Annotated in this window: 15 protein-coding genes; 10 read left to right on the forward strand and 5 right to left on the reverse strand. The window is 63.4% G+C overall.

The window, feature by feature from the left end; translation table 11 throughout:
• Positions 1–3: 3 nt before the first annotated feature.
• The 5 genes from ACOQFP_RS25795 to ACOQFP_RS25815 are packed head-to-tail and all read right to left on the reverse strand — an operon-like array spanning position 4 to position 5,905.
• Positions 4–1,272, reverse strand: a complete 1,269-nt coding sequence (locus tag ACOQFP_RS25795) for an acyltransferase family protein (protein ID WP_206489592.1) — start codon at positions 1,270–1,272, stop codon at positions 4–6.
• A 16-nt stretch (positions 1,273–1,288) separates the two neighbouring features.
• Positions 1,289–2,518, reverse strand: coding sequence for a lipase family protein (locus tag ACOQFP_RS25800; protein ID WP_421585922.1), 1,230 nt, complete (start codon positions 2,516–2,518; stop codon positions 1,289–1,291).
• Positions 2,515–3,192, reverse strand: coding sequence for a YveK family protein (locus ACOQFP_RS25805; RefSeq protein ID WP_421585923.1), 678 nt, complete (start codon positions 3,190–3,192; stop codon positions 2,515–2,517). Before ACOQFP_RS25805 ends, ACOQFP_RS25800 begins: the two co-directional genes overlap by 4 nt.
• Positions 3,189–4,433 carry an alpha/beta hydrolase family protein gene (locus ACOQFP_RS25810; protein ID WP_421585924.1) on the reverse strand — a complete coding sequence of 415 codons (1,245 nt, stop codon included), beginning with the start codon at positions 4,431–4,433 and terminating at the stop codon, positions 3,189–3,191. The genes ACOQFP_RS25805 and ACOQFP_RS25810 overlap by 4 nt, the downstream gene beginning before the upstream one ends.
• A gap of 5 nt (positions 4,434–4,438) precedes the next feature.
• Positions 4,439–5,905, reverse strand: a complete 1,467-nt coding sequence (locus ACOQFP_RS25815; RefSeq protein ID WP_421585925.1) for a polysaccharide biosynthesis tyrosine autokinase — start codon at positions 5,903–5,905, stop codon at positions 4,439–4,441.
• Positions 5,906–6,015: 110 nt separating this feature from the next.
• Here ACOQFP_RS25815 and ACOQFP_RS25820 point away from each other — a divergent pair, with 110 nt between their 5' ends.
• The 10 genes from ACOQFP_RS25820 (at position 6,016) to ACOQFP_RS25865 (ending at position 17,602) form a co-directional block, all read left to right on the forward strand.
• A complete protein-coding gene (locus ACOQFP_RS25820; protein ID WP_421585926.1) occupies positions 6,016–7,437 on the forward strand; it encodes an O-antigen ligase domain-containing protein in 1,422 nt (473 codons plus the stop codon).
• Between the two features lie 107 nt (positions 7,438–7,544).
• Positions 7,545–9,071: a cellulase family glycosylhydrolase gene (locus ACOQFP_RS25825; protein WP_421585927.1), complete on the forward strand. Its 1,527-nt coding sequence runs from the start codon at positions 7,545–7,547 to the stop codon at positions 9,069–9,071.
• Positions 9,072–9,499: 428 nt separating this feature from the next.
• Positions 9,500–10,639: a glycosyltransferase gene (locus ACOQFP_RS25830; RefSeq protein WP_421585928.1), complete on the forward strand. Its 1,140-nt coding sequence runs from the start codon at positions 9,500–9,502 to the stop codon at positions 10,637–10,639.
• Positions 10,636–11,631, forward strand: coding sequence for a GDP-mannose 4,6-dehydratase (locus ACOQFP_RS25835; RefSeq protein ID WP_421585929.1), 996 nt, complete (start codon positions 10,636–10,638; stop codon positions 11,629–11,631). The genes ACOQFP_RS25830 and ACOQFP_RS25835 overlap by 4 nt, the downstream gene beginning before the upstream one ends.
• The gene (locus tag ACOQFP_RS25840) at positions 11,628–12,602 is read left to right on the forward strand and encodes a GDP-mannose 4,6-dehydratase (RefSeq protein ID WP_421585930.1); all 975 of its coding nucleotides are present in this window, start codon (positions 11,628–11,630) and stop codon (positions 12,600–12,602) included. Before ACOQFP_RS25835 ends, ACOQFP_RS25840 begins: the two co-directional genes overlap by 4 nt.
• Positions 12,599–13,216, forward strand: a complete 618-nt coding sequence (locus tag ACOQFP_RS25845) for an acyltransferase (protein ID WP_421585931.1) — start codon at positions 12,599–12,601, stop codon at positions 13,214–13,216. Before ACOQFP_RS25840 ends, ACOQFP_RS25845 begins: the two co-directional genes overlap by 4 nt.
• Complete coding sequence (locus ACOQFP_RS25850; protein WP_421585932.1) at positions 13,216–14,283, forward strand: glycosyltransferase; 1,068 nt, start codon at positions 13,216–13,218, stop codon at positions 14,281–14,283. Before ACOQFP_RS25845 ends, ACOQFP_RS25850 begins: the two co-directional genes overlap by 1 nt.
• Before the next feature lie 13 nt (positions 14,284–14,296).
• Positions 14,297–15,457, forward strand: a complete 1,161-nt coding sequence (locus ACOQFP_RS25855; protein ID WP_421585933.1) for a lipopolysaccharide biosynthesis protein — start codon at positions 14,297–14,299, stop codon at positions 15,455–15,457.
• On the forward strand, positions 15,454–16,563 hold the full coding sequence (locus tag ACOQFP_RS25860) for a glycosyltransferase (protein ID WP_421585934.1): 1,110 nt from the start codon (positions 15,454–15,456) through the stop codon (positions 16,561–16,563). Before ACOQFP_RS25855 ends, ACOQFP_RS25860 begins: the two co-directional genes overlap by 4 nt.
• Positions 16,564–16,573: 10 nt before the next feature.
• Positions 16,574–17,602: a hypothetical protein gene (locus ACOQFP_RS25865; protein ID WP_421585935.1), complete on the forward strand. Its 1,029-nt coding sequence runs from the start codon at positions 16,574–16,576 to the stop codon at positions 17,600–17,602.
• Positions 17,603–17,813 lie beyond the last annotated feature (211 nt).

A 17,813-nucleotide genomic window follows, 5' to 3' on the forward strand; every position in this document is an offset into this window, starting at 1 on the left:
CTCTCAGCCGGCCTTGAATCTACGGGCGTAGGTCAACGCGGGCTTTTCGATGAATCGATACGTCACCGTTCCGAACACGAGACTGATCGCAGTGACGACGATGACGTTTCGGAGCATCCCCAGCGGACTGTCGTCCGCCATCCATCCCCAACGCCCCACCATGATCAGAATCGGGAAATGCCACAGGTACACACTGAGCGAGATCGTGCCGACGTAGCTCAGGGGTGCCCAATCGGCTCGCTCGGCGAGGGTCGATTTCTCCCCACGTGCCAGTGGAACGATGATGAACAGGATGAGCAGGGCCGAGCCGAATGCAACGGTGGAACTCTGCCAGCGCGAGTTGTCGTCGATCAGCTTCAACGAGATCGCCGCCGTGGGGATCATCGCGATGGCCGTCCACCATCGCATCTTGGTGGCGATCGCGCCTTTCAGCATCCCGGTGTCGACCGCGACGAAGACCACGGCCGCGAGCATTCCGTACGTGAAGTTGTCTGCCAACGACCAGAAGCTACGACTGAGCACCGCGATCTCGTTGGGCCCCCAATCGAGCAACTTCGGATCGGTGATACCCGACGGTCCCACGAGTGACGCGGTGTACAACTTTCCGGTGATCCCGATGACGAACATGCTCACCACGGGAATCATCGCCAGCACCGGAGCCGAGATCGACGTGCGCTTCCGGAGGTAGAAGGAGATACCGGTCAGCAGCGGCAGTGCGATGTAGAACGCGAACTCCAGCGACAGTGACCACGACGGGTTGATTCCGGTTTGGAGCATGCTCGGAATATAGGAATGCACCAGCGTCAGATTGGCCAGCAGAGTCAGTGGATCGGTGAGCATCCCGAGGCCGTTGTCGGTGAAGTGCCGCTCGGCCACGGCCGCGTTCTCCATGAACACCGCACGCATCACGAAGTTCGCGAACAGGAAGATGAACAGATACGCCGGAAAGACACGCAGCAGGCGATGGACCGCGTAGCTGACGTTGTTCGGCATCGGCTTGCCTGCGAACAACTTTCGCACCATCGGCAGAAAGATCAGAAATCCCGACAGTGCGAAGAAGAAGATCAGGCCCTGCCCCAGCAACCCGAGCTTGTAGGTGAGCACCGTCTGCGGTGAGTAGTGCCCACCGACATGAACGGCGAGCACACACAGGCAGGCGAATCCGCGGGGGCCATCGAGACCGAGAATGCGAGCGGGCCGCTTCGACTCGCTGCTCACCGGAGTCGTCGGGGCAGTTGCGGCTGCTGCGGTGCTGTCTGGTGTCGCGGTCATGGCTACCTTCTGAGGGTCACGGCGCTGGAGCTGGGCAGAAGTTGACGGCCTCGTTGCCGGCGAATCGGTCTTGGAGCCATCCGAACGCAGCAGCACCGTCGATGTCTGCGTGACCGGAATTCGGTTGAAGCACATACTGGATGGTGTCTCCATCGGCGCAGCCCGCCGCGATGGCAGCATCGGTCCACGCTTGCGAGATCAAGGTGTCCTTGCCTCCGTAGACGATCAGCATCGGTGCAGCCGCAGGTCCTGTCGGCAGACTCATCTCCCGTAGGTACCCCTCGAGGACCGCGGTTGCCTGCGGCGTTGCCGGACGCAGATCGTCGTCACTGATCTGCGCAGCCAGAGCCGTGCGGTCTGCGGCGAGAACACCACCACACGCCGAGAGCTCGTCCCACCGCTCCTTCACCACTCCCCGGCGGTAGTCGTCGAGATCCAGCTCCGGATGCGATTTCGCCAGCCCGACCAGAACCCACTGCAACAGCGGCTTCTGGTCCTCGGTGAGGGTTCCGTCGGCTGCCGCCGTGGCCAAACCGGTGATGTCGGCCGCGGGTACCAGACTCACCGAGCCGACCATGTCGAGACCCTCGCCGTACGAACTCGCGAGTTCGTTTGCAGCCCAGGCAGCTTGACCACCCTGGGAGCCACCGAACGAAGCCCATCGGGTCGAGGTGTTCGGCACCAGCTTTCGGGCCGCACGCACCGAATCGATCAGATTGTTGCCGACGGTGCGCGCATCGAGATAGGGATGATAGGTGCCGTCGAGGCCCAGACCCTGATAGTCGGAGACTGCCACCACATGCCCCGAACGCACCAGAGCCGCAACGATCTGGGAGCTGCCGAGCAGCTCCGGATCGGTCGACGGCCCGCAATCCTCGAGCACACCGGTAGTACCGTGACCGTATGCAATGATCGGCCAACCGCCCTCGGGGGGAGTACCTTCCGGCGCAAAGACGGTGCCCGATACTCGTTGACTCGAGCCGTCGACTCCGGACGTCGAGGTATACACCACCCGCGCGGCGATGGACGAGATGCCGCTGAGGCGTCGGTCGATGGTGAGCAACTCCTCCGCACTCTCGAGCGAGCCCGGGCCGTCATCGGAGTAATCGGCGTCCAGCGTGGGCCCAACTGCGACAGATCGGGGGTCCACCGCGGCATCGTCGGAGGAGCACCCCGCCGATACCAGTACCAGAGCGGCCGCACCGACCGTTATACCTCTGCGCAGCAGTCCTTTTCGATTGGTCATCGCGTCTCCCCCATGCTGTGCTCGAGCAATTGTTCGATCTGATCGCGGTGGTCGATCGAATCCCGCGAGATTCCCCTCGCGAGCACCAACACACTGGCAAGGACGACCCCCATGCAGGCTCCCAGCAGCGCATTGCTCGTGCGCACCGGACCGGTCGGGGACCCGGGGGTAGTAGCCGCATCGACGAGCGTGAGCTCCGACGCCGGCCCGTCGGCCCCCAGATCGATCTCTCTCACCAGTTGGATCAGGTTCACTGCAACAGAATTCGCCACATCGCGAGCAACCTCGGCATCGGAGTTCACCACAGTGATCTCGATCAGCGCAGACCCAGGACTCGGCACCACGGTGATGTCCTGTTTCAGCTCGGCAGGTTCGATCGGCAGATCCTGCGAGGCGATCACCCGTCGCAACACTTGCTCACCGGTGGCGAGCTGAACATAGGACTCGACGCGCACTAGCGACCCCCGGTTACCGTCCAGCGAGTTCTTGGGCGACGGAGATCCCGGCGCGGTGACGAACACCCGCGCCGCCGCCGTATAGGACGGTTCGACGAGCGAGGTCGCCAGCCATGCCACTGCCGCGGACAGCAGTCCCGCAACGAGGATCAACACCCAGCCGGACAACAGAATGCGCCCGTAATCCTTGAGAGTCGGAACACCCGTGGGAGCGATCATCGGTTCAGCTCGCACGTGTCGACCGGGCGCTGCCCGGCGAACATCGACTTGACCCACGGCATCGACCGACTGCTGTCCAGATTGCCGTGCCCCTCGCCCGGATGCAGCTCGTACTCGACCACGTCTCCGAAATCACAGGCGCGCTGGAGTGCCTTCTCGGTCCACGACTCGAGAATCAGCTCGTCCTCGCCGCCGTACATCACCAACAGCGGAGTGGTCGAACGTTGCTTCGGCAGGGCCATTTCCGACAGGTAGCCGCGCAACCGGTCGGTTGCTTCTCGGCTCACCGGCTTCAGATCCGACGCTTGCAGCCGAGTTTGCAGTTCCGGCACTTCCAGCGAACCCGGCGGGACACATTCGAGTAGATCGTCCCAGCGCTCCTTGGCGAAACCGGACCGATAGTCGTCCAGATTCATCTCGGGATGCGAGATCGCCAGCGTGTGGAGCGCGTACATCAGCAACGGGTACTGCGCGCGGGTCATCGTTTCGTTCGCAGCTGCGTCGGCGAGCCCCGTCATATCCGATACCGGCACCATCGCGGCCGTGCCCACCAACTCGAGTCCGTCGCCGTATTCGGCGTTGCGGTCGCTTGCCGCCCACGCTGCCATCCCGCCGAGCGAGACGCCGTATGCGGCCCATCGCGAACTGAGCGTGGGCATGAAGTTGCGGGCAGCGCGTACTGCGTCGATCATGTTGTAGCCGAACGTCTTCGAGTCCAAATACGGATGATACGAACCCGCAAGACCCAAACCTTGATAGTCGGTCATCGTCACGGCGAAGCCGTTGAGCGCCAGCGCCGCGATGATCGGTGCGCTACCGAGCAAGTTGGCATACCGCGACGGCCCGCATGCCTCGAGCACACCCGTCGTGCCGTGTCCGTAGGACACGATCGGCCAACCACCCTCGGGCGCAGTGCCACCCGGGATGACGACGGTTCCCGAGACCTCCGTCGGCTCACCGGTGACCCCGGAAGTCGACCGATACACCACGCGGGTGGCGGTGGCACCGAGCTCGGTGATGTCGACCGCGATGTCCTCGATCGGCTCGGCGGATATCAGTGAACCAGGCGCACTGCCGCCGAAATTCGAAGCAGGAGCCGGCTCCGGGCTAGGGGCCTCGGCCGTGACCGGAGCCGTCGGTGCGCCGGGAGGCAGAACGATCGGCGGCTGCTGCGAGCACGAGACCGCCATCACCGCGGCGATCAGCACCACGCCGACCTCGGCCGCGAACCTGCCTGACATCGAAACTATCCCCTGCTCGCCGAGGAACTCGCAGTGTCGGTCTTGGCCGGCGTCGGCCTCACTGCCACGGAACTGGCCGGCGCAGCCGAATCGGCAGTAGGAGCAGAATCCGTATCAGTGGTGGGACCGTCCGAGGAGACCTCCGACGGCGAGAATGTGCCACCGCGGAGGCGTCGGGCCGAGGGCTCGAAGGTGGTGACGACGCCCAGCACGACCCCGCTGACCCCGTCGAGCACCTTGATGGCACGCCGCAACTTCTCCCGCGTGGTGCGGCCGGTACGCGCGAGAACCACTGTGCCGTCGGCCAACGCGGTGAGGATCGCGCCGTCGGTGACCTCGAGCAGTGGTGGGGTATCGACGATGACGTATCGGTACTCACTGCGGAGAGCCTCGAGCAGTTCCTGCGCGCGGTCGGATCCGAGAAGCTCGCTGGGATTGGGGGGCACCGGACCCGAAGGAAGCACCGACACCCCGTCGAAGACATCGCGCTGGACGGCGTCCTCGGCACTGTCCTCGCCGGAGAGCACCGTCGACAGACCGCTGTTCTGCTCGATGCCAAGGCGAGTGCCCAAAGCCGCGTCGCGCAGATCGCCGCCGACCAGAAGGACGCTGTGCCCCGCCTCGGCGAGAACTGCAGAGAGATCGATTGCGGTACTGGTACGCCCTTCGGCCGCCGATGCACTGGTGACGGTGATGACACGAGGTGGAGTACCGCCGCCGAGGAAACGAATGTTGGTGCGCAGCGCGCGTAGCGGTTCACCCATCTTCGTCATCGACGCCACCGCCGACTTCGGACGCGTGGCATCGATCGGGAGTCCGCCCAGCACTGAGCGACCCGAAATATCCTCTGCCCGAGTGCGATCCCGAATGGAGCGATCCAACAGGCCGCGCAGCAGAGCAAGTGCGATTCCGATGACGAACCCGATGGCACCGCCCAATCCCAGGACGGTCGTCAGACCGATGCCGATGGGTGAGGACGCAACGTCGCCCTGATCCACAACGGTGGCACCGGCTGCCGGATTGCCGCCACGCTGGGAGGTTTCGAGTTCCTGTACCAGCTGCGTCAGCTGACCCGCCACCGCGTTGGTCAACACCTGCGCGACCGCAGGATCGGGATCGGTGGCACACAGATCGAGCAACACCGTCTTGTCGATGGGCGTCGCGGTGATGCGCGAACGCAGCTCGTCCGCCGACATACCCAGCTGCAGCTGGTCCACCGCGCGCTGGGCAACCTGTGTGCTGGTTGCCAATCCGGCATAGGAGTTCACGCGTTCCTGCGAGAACAGATTGTTCTGGTACGCCTCACCGACCGAGCTGCCACCCTCGGTGGTGACGAACAAGCGGGCGCATGCCTGGTACTGCGGCGTCGTGAAGAACGTGTAGGCCCAGCCTCCGGCGATGCCGATGACCGTTGCGAGCGCAACGATCCACCAACCCGCGCGAAGAATCCGTCCGTACTCTCGAATCTCCACGTGTGCTCCTATCGAATGACATCGGTCAAGGGGAAAGAATAAAGCGCAGCGAACGATTCGGCACGACGTAGATGTTGCGAGCGGGTGAAAGCGTGACAACATCAGAGGCTATGAGCATCACGCAACGAGTGGGTGCGGCAGCCATCGCGATTGTTCCCGTTTTCGTTACATTCGCAATGATCGTGGGCGGAACACCAGTGAAACTGGGAGCGTTCGCCCTCGTCGTGCTGGCCGTGGGAGCGTACATCGGCCTACGTCATCCGCTGTATCTGACTCGCGCTCTTGCATTTTCACTCGGGGCACTGCCGTTCGGTTATGTACCCGGCGTTCACGCCCCGTTGGTTTTCGCGTTGGGCATTGCGGTCGTTCTCGCCACCGTGATCCACCGCACAGCAGTGAGCTACATCACATGGCCTGAATTGCCGATGATTGCGCTCATCGTTCTTTCGGCATTGTCGTTGTTTGCAACCAGCGGCGCAATCGCCGATTACGTCGAGTTCGGGCAATGGCTGATATCGACTCTCGTCCTGGTCTGCCTGTTGCGGATGCGGCGCGACGAACTGGCCCTGTTCGGCCGGATCTACGTCTACGCAGCCTCGGGCGCAGCCGCGTTCGCCCTGCTCATCTTCGTGGCCGACCCCGCCGGGAAATTGATTCGCTACCTGTCGATATTCGGCTACGGCAGCGAGGAGGAAAGCACCCGATTCGTCTACAGCCCCACCGGCGCTACCACCGTTCGCCTGGCCGGAACGTACATCGACCCCAACGCGGCCGGCATCGGATTCGTGTTGGCACTGATGCTGTGCATCCTGCTGCTCCGCGGCTACCTCCGCACAGCACTTGCGGCACTGCTGTTCCTGTCGATCGTGCTGACGCTCTCACGGGCAGCGTTGTTCTCGGTGGTGTTCGGCCTCGGGCTGATGTTCCTGTTCCAGCAACTGCGCACCCGCGACCGACTCGCCATGATCGGCGCATTCGCGGCAGCATTTTTCGGAGCTCTGGCCGTACCGAGCGTGCGCAATCGTGTGTTCTCGTCGTTCGGCAGTGGAGATGCCGGCTCGAGCGCACGCGGCGATGCGCTGGTGGAATTTCCCGGCCATATGCAGGGGCACTGGATGTTCGGACTGGGCTGGGGCCGTCCGGAATTCAAAGACCCCGTGGTCGCTTTCGAGGTGAACTACGTGGCCAACACCCCGCTGCTGACCATCTACCGCGGCGGCCTGGTCGCCGGAATCGCCTTCGTGGCGGTGCTGGTCGTCATCGCCGTCGTGGGGTACACACTGCTGCGCGCCAAGCGCTGGGAGTACGGCTTCTACGGCGGCGCGATGATCGGTTTCGCCGTGGTCGCATTGCAACTCGACTTCCCCGTGGTGACCATTCCCGCCACCACGATGGCGTTTTCGGTGATGTACGCATTTCTCGTCTACGCATGGGAAAAGTCGTCCGAAACCAAGCTCGACGACGACAACGGGACGGCTTCGAAAACGGAAAACTTGCTTTCGCCGGAAGGTTCTCGACCAGCAGTTTCATAACCATCGGAATGATTGTTGCAATTTGTACAAAGACTCGTTTGTAGTGCAACAATTCCCGCACCGGTCCGTCGAACGGCGGTACGGACCCCTGGTGGAGAGAATTGAAGATGGCTCGAATTCACAGTGGATTCCGCACAATGTTTTCGGCGGCAACAGTGTTGATCGTCGCTGCAGGCCTGTCCGTCGGCGCAACCTCGATAGTCACCTCACCCGATCACCTCGTCGGCGCACTATCGCGCGCCGAAGCCGCCCCGAACCCGCCCGGTGTCGGCATCTCCGATGGGGGCGGTCTGCTCTGGGCGACGGATGCCGAGCTGGACACCACCGTGCAATTCGTGACCGCGATGGGCGTCAAATCCATGCGCATCGCCATTCCGTGGTCGACCGTCGAATACACCCAGGGCAATCTGAACTGGACGGACGTCGATCGTGTGGTGAACAAGCTGCACGCGGCCAACATCTCGATGCTGGGCATCATCGCCTACACCCCGCCATGGGCCACCTCCCCGGTTGGCCAACCGATCAGTACCCGTCCGGCCTCACCCGCCGCGTTCGGCGATTTCGCAGGGCAGGTGGCGGCCAGGTACGCAGGCAAGGTAGCCGATTACGAAATCTGGAACGAGCCGAACGGGGCCACGTTCTACGCACCGCAACCCGACGCGGCCGGATACACCGACCTGCTCGAGGCCGCGTACCCGAAGATCAAAGCCGCCGATCCGTCCGCCACCGTGGTCGGCGGCGTCCTGGGCGCGGCCGAACAGGCCTGGGGAATCGTCAATCCCGTCGACTTCCTCGAACAGATGTACGCGGCCGGTGCCGCGGGATACTTCGACGCCCTGTCCTACCACCCCTACCAGTACTCACTGAAGTTCTCCGAGGGCCCGTACGTCGACCATTCACCGGCCCGGCAAGTGATGGACATGCGTGCGTCCATGGTGGCGAACGGCGACGGAAACAAGCAGATCTGGGCCACCGAGTACGGCGTCCCGACCGCTGTGGCCTCGGAAGACCAGCAGAGCGCGATGATCGCAGACTTCGTCACCAAGTGGCGCGAGCTGCCCTACACCGGGCCGATCTTTCTCTATCAGCTCCGTGACAAGCAGACCGGCAGCAACGACCCGGAGATGACCTTCGGCCTGCTCCGCACCGACTGGTCGGCCAAGCCTGCACTGTGGGCACTGATGAGCCTGCTGCAGACCAATATTCCGCGAACGGCCGAGTACAACCGTTTCGCCGCCGCACCCGATACCTTCGGATCCGTCCTCGGCCCGGTGTTCCCCATCCGCGACACCTGGGCCCAGTACCGCCAGGACGCGGTGGTGTACGAGATGCCGAACGGGTTCGTGGGAGTGCCCACCGCAGTCGCCGAGGCGGTGCGCTACACGGGATTCCTCCCGACGACGCCCTTCAACGGCACCTACCAGGACTTCGACAGCCCCTATGGTCTTCGCGTGTTCTCCACCGCGATCGGCGGCACCCACAACATCGGCGGAGGCATCTTCAGTGCCTGGGATCCCACCCTCGGCCCGGCAACCAGCGACGAGATACCGCAGTACGGCGGCGGCGTGCGGGTGACATTTCAGTACGGTGCCATCACATGGACTCCCTGGGTCGGAGCCACCGTCACCCGCTGAATTCACTCGCCATTGTTCGAGATTCAACCATTGTGCGCGTCGCCGATTTCGGTTCGAATCTGCCTGTTTCTCGAAGCAAACATTTCGGCTACGTTAAATCTCGGCAAAGGGCGAGTTTCCACTTTTCGCCAATGTGCTTCGCCTTGTGAACAACCTCACTTTGGGCTTTCCATTTCTCGTGGAAAGCGATATTCATATACAGCGAATGAATGACTTTTCGTGGCAGGATCATGTCAGTCGTTCGCACGTCTCGTCGGGGGACACCGAGTAGTCGACGCTCCACGTGCACCGAAGCACCTGGAGCCGAATCGGAGTGCGAGATGGCCCCCACAGCTCTATTCGAGTGCGGTTCGAGACGATGGGTAGCCCATGAAGAACAATAGTCATCTGCCACAGCATCTTTCGGCATGCCAACACCGGGCGAACACATGACGAGTCAAGACGGCGTACGCGTAGCCATTGCGCATGACTACCTGACCCAACGCGGCGGTGCCGAGAAGGTCGTGCTGGCCATGGCGCGAGCTTTCCCCGACGCGCCCATCTACACCACACTCTTCGAGCCGAGCACGACGTTTCCCGAGTTCGCGAACCTGGACGTCCGACCATCCGCGTTGAACCGAATCGGATTTCTGCGCAAGAACCACCGCGCCGCGCTCCCGCTCCTACCGTTCGCCTCGTCCTCGATCGAGATCGACGCGGACGTCGTGCTCACCAGCACCAGCGGTTGGGCGCACGGCTTCCGCACGTCCGGACGCACACTCGTCTACTGCTATTCACCCGCGCGATGGTTGTACGAATCTCAGATGTACCTGGGGCAATCACGAAGTCTCCTCAAACGCGTTGCACTCGCAGTACTTTCGTATCCGCTACGCATATGGGATCGCAGAGCCGCCTTGTCGGCCGATCGCTATCTGGCCATCTCCACCGTGGTGCAACAGCGCATCACCGACGCCTACGGCATCACATCCACCGTGCTGCCTGCACCGTTCACCGTCGAGGCCGCCCCCGAGGAACCGATACCCGAGGTTCAGGCGTGGCTCGGTGATTCCGGTTACTACCTGTGCATTTCGCGTCTGCTGCCGTACAAGAACGTCGACAAGGTGATGGCTGCATTCGCCGGAACCGATCGCAAGCTGATAGTGGTCGGCCGCGGTCCCGAGGCCGACCGACTACGAAAGCTCAAGTCCGACAACGTACTCATGCTCAGCGATCTGACTTCGGGTCAAATCACCTGGCTCTACCAGGGCTGTAACGGTTTGATCGCCGCGAGCTATGAAGATTACGGATTGACCCCCATCGAAGCGGGTTACCACGGCAAACCCAGTGCCGTACTGCGCTGGGGCGGATTCCTCGACACCGTCGACGAGGGCGTTACCGGAGTGTATTTCGATCAGCCGCAACCAGATTCGATCCGCGAAGCGGTCGGCGCACTGGAGCGAACTCACTGGGAACCGTCGAAGATCCAGAACCATGTGGAGCAGTTCAGCGAAGAACGCTTTGCTGCCGAGTTGTACGCCGCAGTAACAGACATTCATGCAGGACGTATCGAGAGGACAGCGTCGCGATGACCAAGCGCGCACTGATCACCGGCATCACCGGGCAGGACGGCCTCTACTTGGCCGAGCTGCTACTGAGCAAGGGTTACAAGGTCTTCGGTCTCCTTCGTGGACAGAACAATCCGAAAGCAGCCATGATCGAGCAGGTGCTGCCCCAGGTGGAGGTGTTACACGGTGACCTGCTCGACCTGTCGGCACTGATGCGCGCCTTCGCCGTCGCCGACCCCGACGAGGTGTACAACCTCGGGGCCGTCTCGTTCGTGGCGTACTCCTGGGAGAATGCGCGCTTGACCACCGATGTCACCGGCGGTGGCGTGCTGAACATGCTCGAGTCCACCCGGCTCTACGAGCAGGTGGCAGGCAAGCAGGTGCGCTTCTACCAAGCCTCGAGCTCGGAGATGTTCGGCAAGGTCCAGCAAGTTCCCCAGCGCGAGGAGACTCTGCTGTGGCCCCGCTCGCCGTACGGGGTCGCAAAGGTCTACGGGCACTACATGACCATCAACTACCGCGAGTCCTACGGCATGCACGCCAGCTCCGGCATTCTGTTCAACCATGAATCACCGCGACGTGGACCGGAATTCGTCACACGCAAGGTCTCCCAGGCCGTCGCCCGAATTGCTCTGGGGTTGCAGAGCGAGATTTCGCTGGGCAACCTCGATGCCAAACGCGACTGGGGCTTCGCAGGCGATTACGTAGAAGCGATGTACCTGATGCTGCAGCAGGACGAGGCCGACGACTACGTCATCTCCACCGGCGAGACCCATTCGATTCGTGAGCTGCTCGATCATGCTTTCGCGGCAGTTGACATCGACGACTGGGAGCCCTACGTCAAGATCGACCCCCGCTTCTTCCGGCCCGCCGAGGTGGATCTGCTCGTCGGTGATTCCGCCAAGGCCCACGCAGCACTCGGTTGGAAGCCGAAAGTCAGTTTTCCCGAGCTGGTTTCGATGATGGTGCAGAACGATCTCGCCGAACAGTCACCCGACACGGCTGCAATAGCATGAACACCGGGCAGCGCCCGACCGCACTGATCACCGGAGTTGCCGGACAGGACGGCGGCTACCTCGCCGAGCTCCTGCTCGAACGAGGCTGGGCCCTTCACGGTGTAGCCAAACCGGGTGGACACGACGGCTCGGTCGACGGCCACGTCCAACAACACGGCGTCGATATCAGCGAGCCTGGCGTCGCGCAGGTTCTGATTCGCGAGATAGAGCCCGATTACGTCTTTCATCTCGCAGGTATCTCGTCGGTATGGCGCTCCTGGTGCGACCCGGTGCTCACCACCCAGGTCAACGGGCTCTCGGCGGCGGCACTTCTCGATGCCTGCTTCATTCAGCAGGAGGCATCGGGCAAACGCATCGTGGTGGTCAACGCATCGAGTGCCGAGATCTTCGCGGGCTCCGGAGTGTCTCTGCAGAACGAGGAGACCCAGATTGCGCCGACCTCACCGTACGGCGTGTCGAAGGCACTGAGTCACAATATGGTTCAGGTCTATCGAGCTCGCGGACTCGAAGCCACCAATGCCGTCCTGTTCAACCACGAGTCTCCCCGGCGTCCGGAGACCTTCGTGACGCGCAAGATCACCAAGGCGGCCGTCGCGATCAGCCGCGGCACCCTCGACGCCCTCGAACTCGGAAACCTCACCTCGGTACGCGACTGGGGCTGGGCACCGGACTACGTGGATGCGATGGCGGCGATGGCCGACTACGGCAAGGGCGAGGATTTCGTCGTCGCCACCGGCCAGGCTCACAGCGTCGCGGACTTCGTGGCCGCTGCGTTCGCCGCCGTGGGTATCGATAACTGGCGCGACTACGTTCGCACGGATTCCGAGATGCTCAGGCCCACCGACTCGGCAAGAATGGTCGGCGACGCGACCAAGGCCCGGGATCTCCTGGGCTGGGCACCGACCAAGGATTTCGATCGCATCGTCGAGGCGATGGTCGAATTCGACATGACCGAGGAGATGGCAGCATGACTGCGGTGGAAAAGCCGGTGGGCGACTCCAAGCCCGAGCTCTACGACGTGTCCGACTACAAGATGCAGGACATCACGTTCAAGCGGAAGCTGCGCAACCGCGTCGGCACACTCGGCTTCAACATGATCGTCACCTACATTCCCTCGCATTGGATTCGGCAGACCTTCCTGCGCGCGTTCGGCGCGACGATCGGCAAGGACGTCTCGATCTTCCGTGGCACCACCATCCTCGATCCAGAGGGACTCACCATCGGCGACGCCTGCTCCATCGGATTCCGCTGCATGCTCGACGCCCGCGGAGGCATCACCATCGGTAGCAACGTCGTCATCGCCAGCGACACCCACATCATCGGCGGCTACCACGATCACAACTCCCCGGAGTTCACCCCCATCCTCGAACCCTGCGTCATCGGCGACTACGTGTGGATCGCCAGTCGCAGTACCCTTCTCAGCGGGGTCACCCTCGGCCGCGGTGCCGTCGTCGGCGGATGCTCGATGGTGCGCGGAGATGTCGGCGAACTCGAAGTGGTCGCCGGAGTGCCCGCCAAGGTCCGTGCCATGCGAGACCCCGCGGCACTGGCCTACCGTCCGAAGTATCGGCCGCTCTTCTACTGATGATCCTGCGCGACTGCCGACTCGTCTACATCGCCCCCCGATCCGGTGAGGGCGGTGTAGGCGATTATGCCGACGACTTCGCCGCCGCCGTTCGGCCGCACTTCGCCGAGGTGATCGAGTACCGCCACGACGGCCCCGGGTCGCACTCGATACGCGATATCGTCCGGCACCGCAGAGCAATTCAGGATCTGGTGGACGTCGATCCGGAACGAGTGATCGTGCACTGCGAACTCAGCGGTGGCTCGGTGATGCCGTTCTGGGCGACTGCCCGGCTCACCGGCAACCCGCAGGTGACCGCGACCGTACACGACCCACCCGGCATCGTCTGGTGGCCGGCACGCACCAAGTTCCTGGCCGGCAACAAGGTTCTCAACCACGGCCTGCACTACCCACTTCGGGCGGCGTGGCGTCGGCTCGAACGCTGGGTGGTCGGGCGTCGAACATTGTTCGCTCTCACCCGCTCCGGTACCGACTCCCTCGAGCGCAGTTACCCGGCCGCGACCGCAGAAGCCGTGATGCACTTCGTCCCCGAACGCCCCGACATCACCCCAGCCGAGGATCGGCCGATGGCCGTCGGAATGTTCGGATTCGTCTATCGCGGAAAAGGATTCGATCAGCTTCGCCAGCTTAGAGACCGACTCCCCCGCGACATCGCCATCCGCATCGCCGGCCGCGGAACCGAACTGCTCGACCCGGTCGACGGAGTGGACATTCTCGGCGAAGTGAACGGCCCGGACGAGGACGCCTTCTTCGCCTCCATCCGCGCACTCGTGGTGCCCTACGGCAAACGATCCATCTACGGGGACGCGTTCCCGGCATCCGGTTCGGTGAGCCGCGCCATCGCCTACCAAACCCCGGTCGTCTGCCTCGAAGAAGGCGCACTGTCCGAAACCGACGGCGGCGCAGTGGTAGTCAGCGGAGGAACCGACGAGATCGCCGACGCCACTGCCGGCCTCGTCACCGATCGAGCCGCACTGACCCGACTGCGACGCGAGGTGGAGACGCTGCGACGCGCCAACTCACCCGATCTGGTGGCCGAGAGCTTCGTGGCGGTGTGGTCGAAATGATGCGGCGGTCTACATGAACGGCAATATGCTCAAGGCCGGAATCGCGGCCCTGTGGACCTACGGCGGACGAGGCATCGGCCTGCTGTGGACCATCGCGCTGATCGCCAAACTCGGGATCGGTGACTACGGCCAATACGCGATGGGGTTTGCGCTCGCTGCCATCATCGCCGCCCCACTCGATCATCCGTTCACTGTGCGCTCCATCCGCGTGAGCGAGCGAGAGTTTCTGAGCGAACGCACCACTCGCGTCCTGGCCGGCAGCGCGCTGATCGTCGGCGGACTGTGCCTGGTGCAAGTCAGCTACATCGCCTGGTTCGCCCTCGTCGTCGGCGGCGGTGAGTTGGTGTTCAACGCCTACAAGAGCCGCGCCCTGCGCGACGGCCGCCCCGATCTCACCCAACGCTTGGACACGAGCCGGCAAGCGACGTCCATCGCGCTGGCGACGGCCTACCTGTTCGTCGTTCCCGATCCGTCACTGACGGTGGCGAGCCTGCTCTATGCCGCTCCGTACTTCGTCATCGCCGTACTGGCCGCATTGCAGACCCGAGTTGCGGCTCCGCGCCTGCCCGGATCCTGGCGCGAGATGTCGATGCTGTTCTCGGAGAACCTCGCCAACGCGGTCTACATCCAGGGCGACGTGCTGCTACTCGGATTCCTCACCGATTCCACCATTGCCGGCTACTACTCCGTGGCCGCAGTGACCGCCTGGGCAGTGGCATTCATCGGCCAGGCCTTCGGCAACACGTTCCACGAAAAGCTGCGTGCAGCATCCGGACTGGTGAGCGCAGGCCCGGCGTTGAAGCACACTGCACTACTCGGCGGCGCCGCCGGCTCCCTTCTTCTGGTGGCCGGTCTGGTGCTGTTCTTCACCCCTGCATCCCCGCAGATCGCCGGTGCGCTGGTGGTGATGTCGTTGTTCGTGGTGATGCGCGTGATGAACCACGTGTTCACCACCGTGCTCTACCTGCAGCGCCGCGATCGCACCCGAGTGATGGCGGCAGCCACGCTGGCTCCACTGAAAATGCTGCTCGTTCTGTGCCTGTTCCCGCTCGGTGCCGTCGGCGCCGCGGTGGCGTCGGTGATCACCGACGCCGTTCTGCTCGTGTGGTTCATGCGCGCCCTGTATCGCGCTGCGCCAACACAAGATTCGGTGAAAGGAGAGGTGCGGCAATGAGACGTGCAACATTTCTGCTGTCCAAGGACCCCGTGACCGAACACGGCGGCGACATCGCGCTCTCGCGCCTGATGATGCAACTCGCCCGGGAGGCATTCGAGGTCCGCTCGATCTGCCTGTCGAAGGAGACCGAGAAAACCCCCGATGTGGTGCGCGTCCCCAAGCCGAAGGTCGATACGCAGCTGTTGCTGAAGTCGATCCGACCCACTCGATCGGTGGTGCACGGACGCTACGACGTCGACGCCTTCCGCGAGGCCATCGACGCGTCCACCTCGGATGTGTATGTGGCCGAACACAGTTACATGGCCGAGTCGTTTCTGCGCTCGACCAAACTCGGGTCACCGTTCGCGATCAACACCGTCAACACCGAGTCGCAGGTGTGGAAGGTGACCCGCGGGTTGATCGGCCGCATCGAGGCTCCACGCATCCTGCGCGACGAGATTCGCGTCGCACTCGCGGCGGACGCCGTCGGAACATACGACGCCGACGAGGCACAGATGTACCGAGACAACGGTGTTCGCGATGCCCGGTGGATCGACCTCACTCTCGAACCCGCACCACAGCTCGACCTCACCGAGACCGCGAAGCGACTGGTGTTCATGGGTACGCGTGACTGGCCACCGAACCAGGAAGCATTCAAGATCGCGCTGGAATATTGGCCTGCCATCTCCGCGGGCATCGACGGTGCCGAACTGTGCATCATCGGCGCGAAAGCTCCCGGAGCCAAGGACCCGGTCTACCCTGCCGGTGTACGAGACCTGGGCTTCGTCGACGACCTGCAGCAATTTCTCGGCACCTGCCGCGCACTGATCGCGCCCGTCGCCACCGGCGGCGGGGTACGCGTGAAGATTCTCGACGCCGCCAGCAAGGGCCTGCCGGTGGTCGGAACCTCGGCAGCCGTCGGGTCGCTCGACTCGATCTTCGAGCTACCGACGTTCGACGACAAGGAACAATTCGTCGCCGAATGCCGCCGCTACCTCCTCGACCGCACCGCCGCGGTGAAGGCCGGTAACCGCATCTACGAACTGAACTCCGTGCGCTGGCACGATCGCGTACCCCATACAACCGTCGAAGCACTGATCAGCGCTCCTCTGACGAAACCATAGGATGATCGCCATGACCCTGCGCTCCCGTTTGCTCACCGTCGCCGCGGCCGCCACCATCGCACTGGGCGTCTCGGCACCCATCGCCCAGGCATCGCCCACGGACGAACTCGGGTTCACCGGTGGCGCAGCGTTCCTCACACTCGACGACGCCACGCTGAACAACGAACTCGGTGCCGGACGCGAGATCGGTGCCTCCTGGGTGCGGGTGGTCGTCAACTGGGCTGCCATCGAGACGACACCGGGGGTGTTCGACTGGGGCAACACCGATCGCGTGATCAATGCCGCTAGGGCGCAGGGCTATTCGGTACTCGCTGTGCTGGGTGGAACTCCGGGGTGGGCACAGGGCGGCATTGCCTCCCCACTTCCGGGCGCTGTTCCCCTGGATGCCGGGACTTTCGGAACGTTCGCCGGAGCAGCCGCCGCCCATCTCGGCGATCGCGTCGACAGCTACGAGGTGTGGAACGAGCCGAACATCCCGACGTTCTTCGCACCCGTCGACGCCGTCCGGTACACGAGCCTGCTGCGCGCCGCCTACCCCGCGATCCACAAAGCCGACCCCGGAGCCACCGTGCTCAGCGCAGGCTTGGCGACGACCATGAACGTCGGTGCCTGGACCGTCGCACCGGTGACCTTCTTGCAGCAGATGTATGCAGCTGGAGCAGGCGGCTTCATGGACGCCGTCGCCCTGCACCCCTACACCTTCCCCTTCACTGTGGAGAACGATCCCAACGGCCAATGGGCACAGGTGGATCAGGCCTACGGCACGATGATGGCCAACGGCGACGGCGGTAAGAAGATCTGGATCACCGAACTCGGTGCACCCACCGGCAACAGTCCGATGGCCGTCACCGAGGACGCGCAGGCCGCCATCATCGGCTCCAGCCTGAGCAAGGCGTCGTCACTGCCCTACATCGGCCCGGTGTTCGTGCACTCCCTGCGTGACTCGGGCCTCGACCCCGCCGATGCGGAACAGAACTACGGACTGTTGCGCTTCGACTTCAGCCACAAGCCTGCGTTCGGTGTGGTGCGGGGTTCGTGAATCGCTGAAGGGTTCGAATTCGGGACCTCACACCCTTTTTCCCAACCGCGCTCCCGAGTTCAACTCATAGACGGAAGTTGTCAACCTGTCTGAGACAGATTGGTGTTGATCCCGGTGGGTCCGGGGAGGTCGGGGGCTGTCGGTCGCGACCGATAGCGTTCGGGGTGGTTGACGTACGCGCGGTCGAGTGCACGCTGGCGTCGATGTTGAG

Source organism: Rhodococcus sp. MALMAid1271 (assembly GCF_049195265.1).
Classification (GTDB): Bacteria; Actinomycetota; Actinomycetes; order Mycobacteriales; family Mycobacteriaceae; genus Rhodococcoides.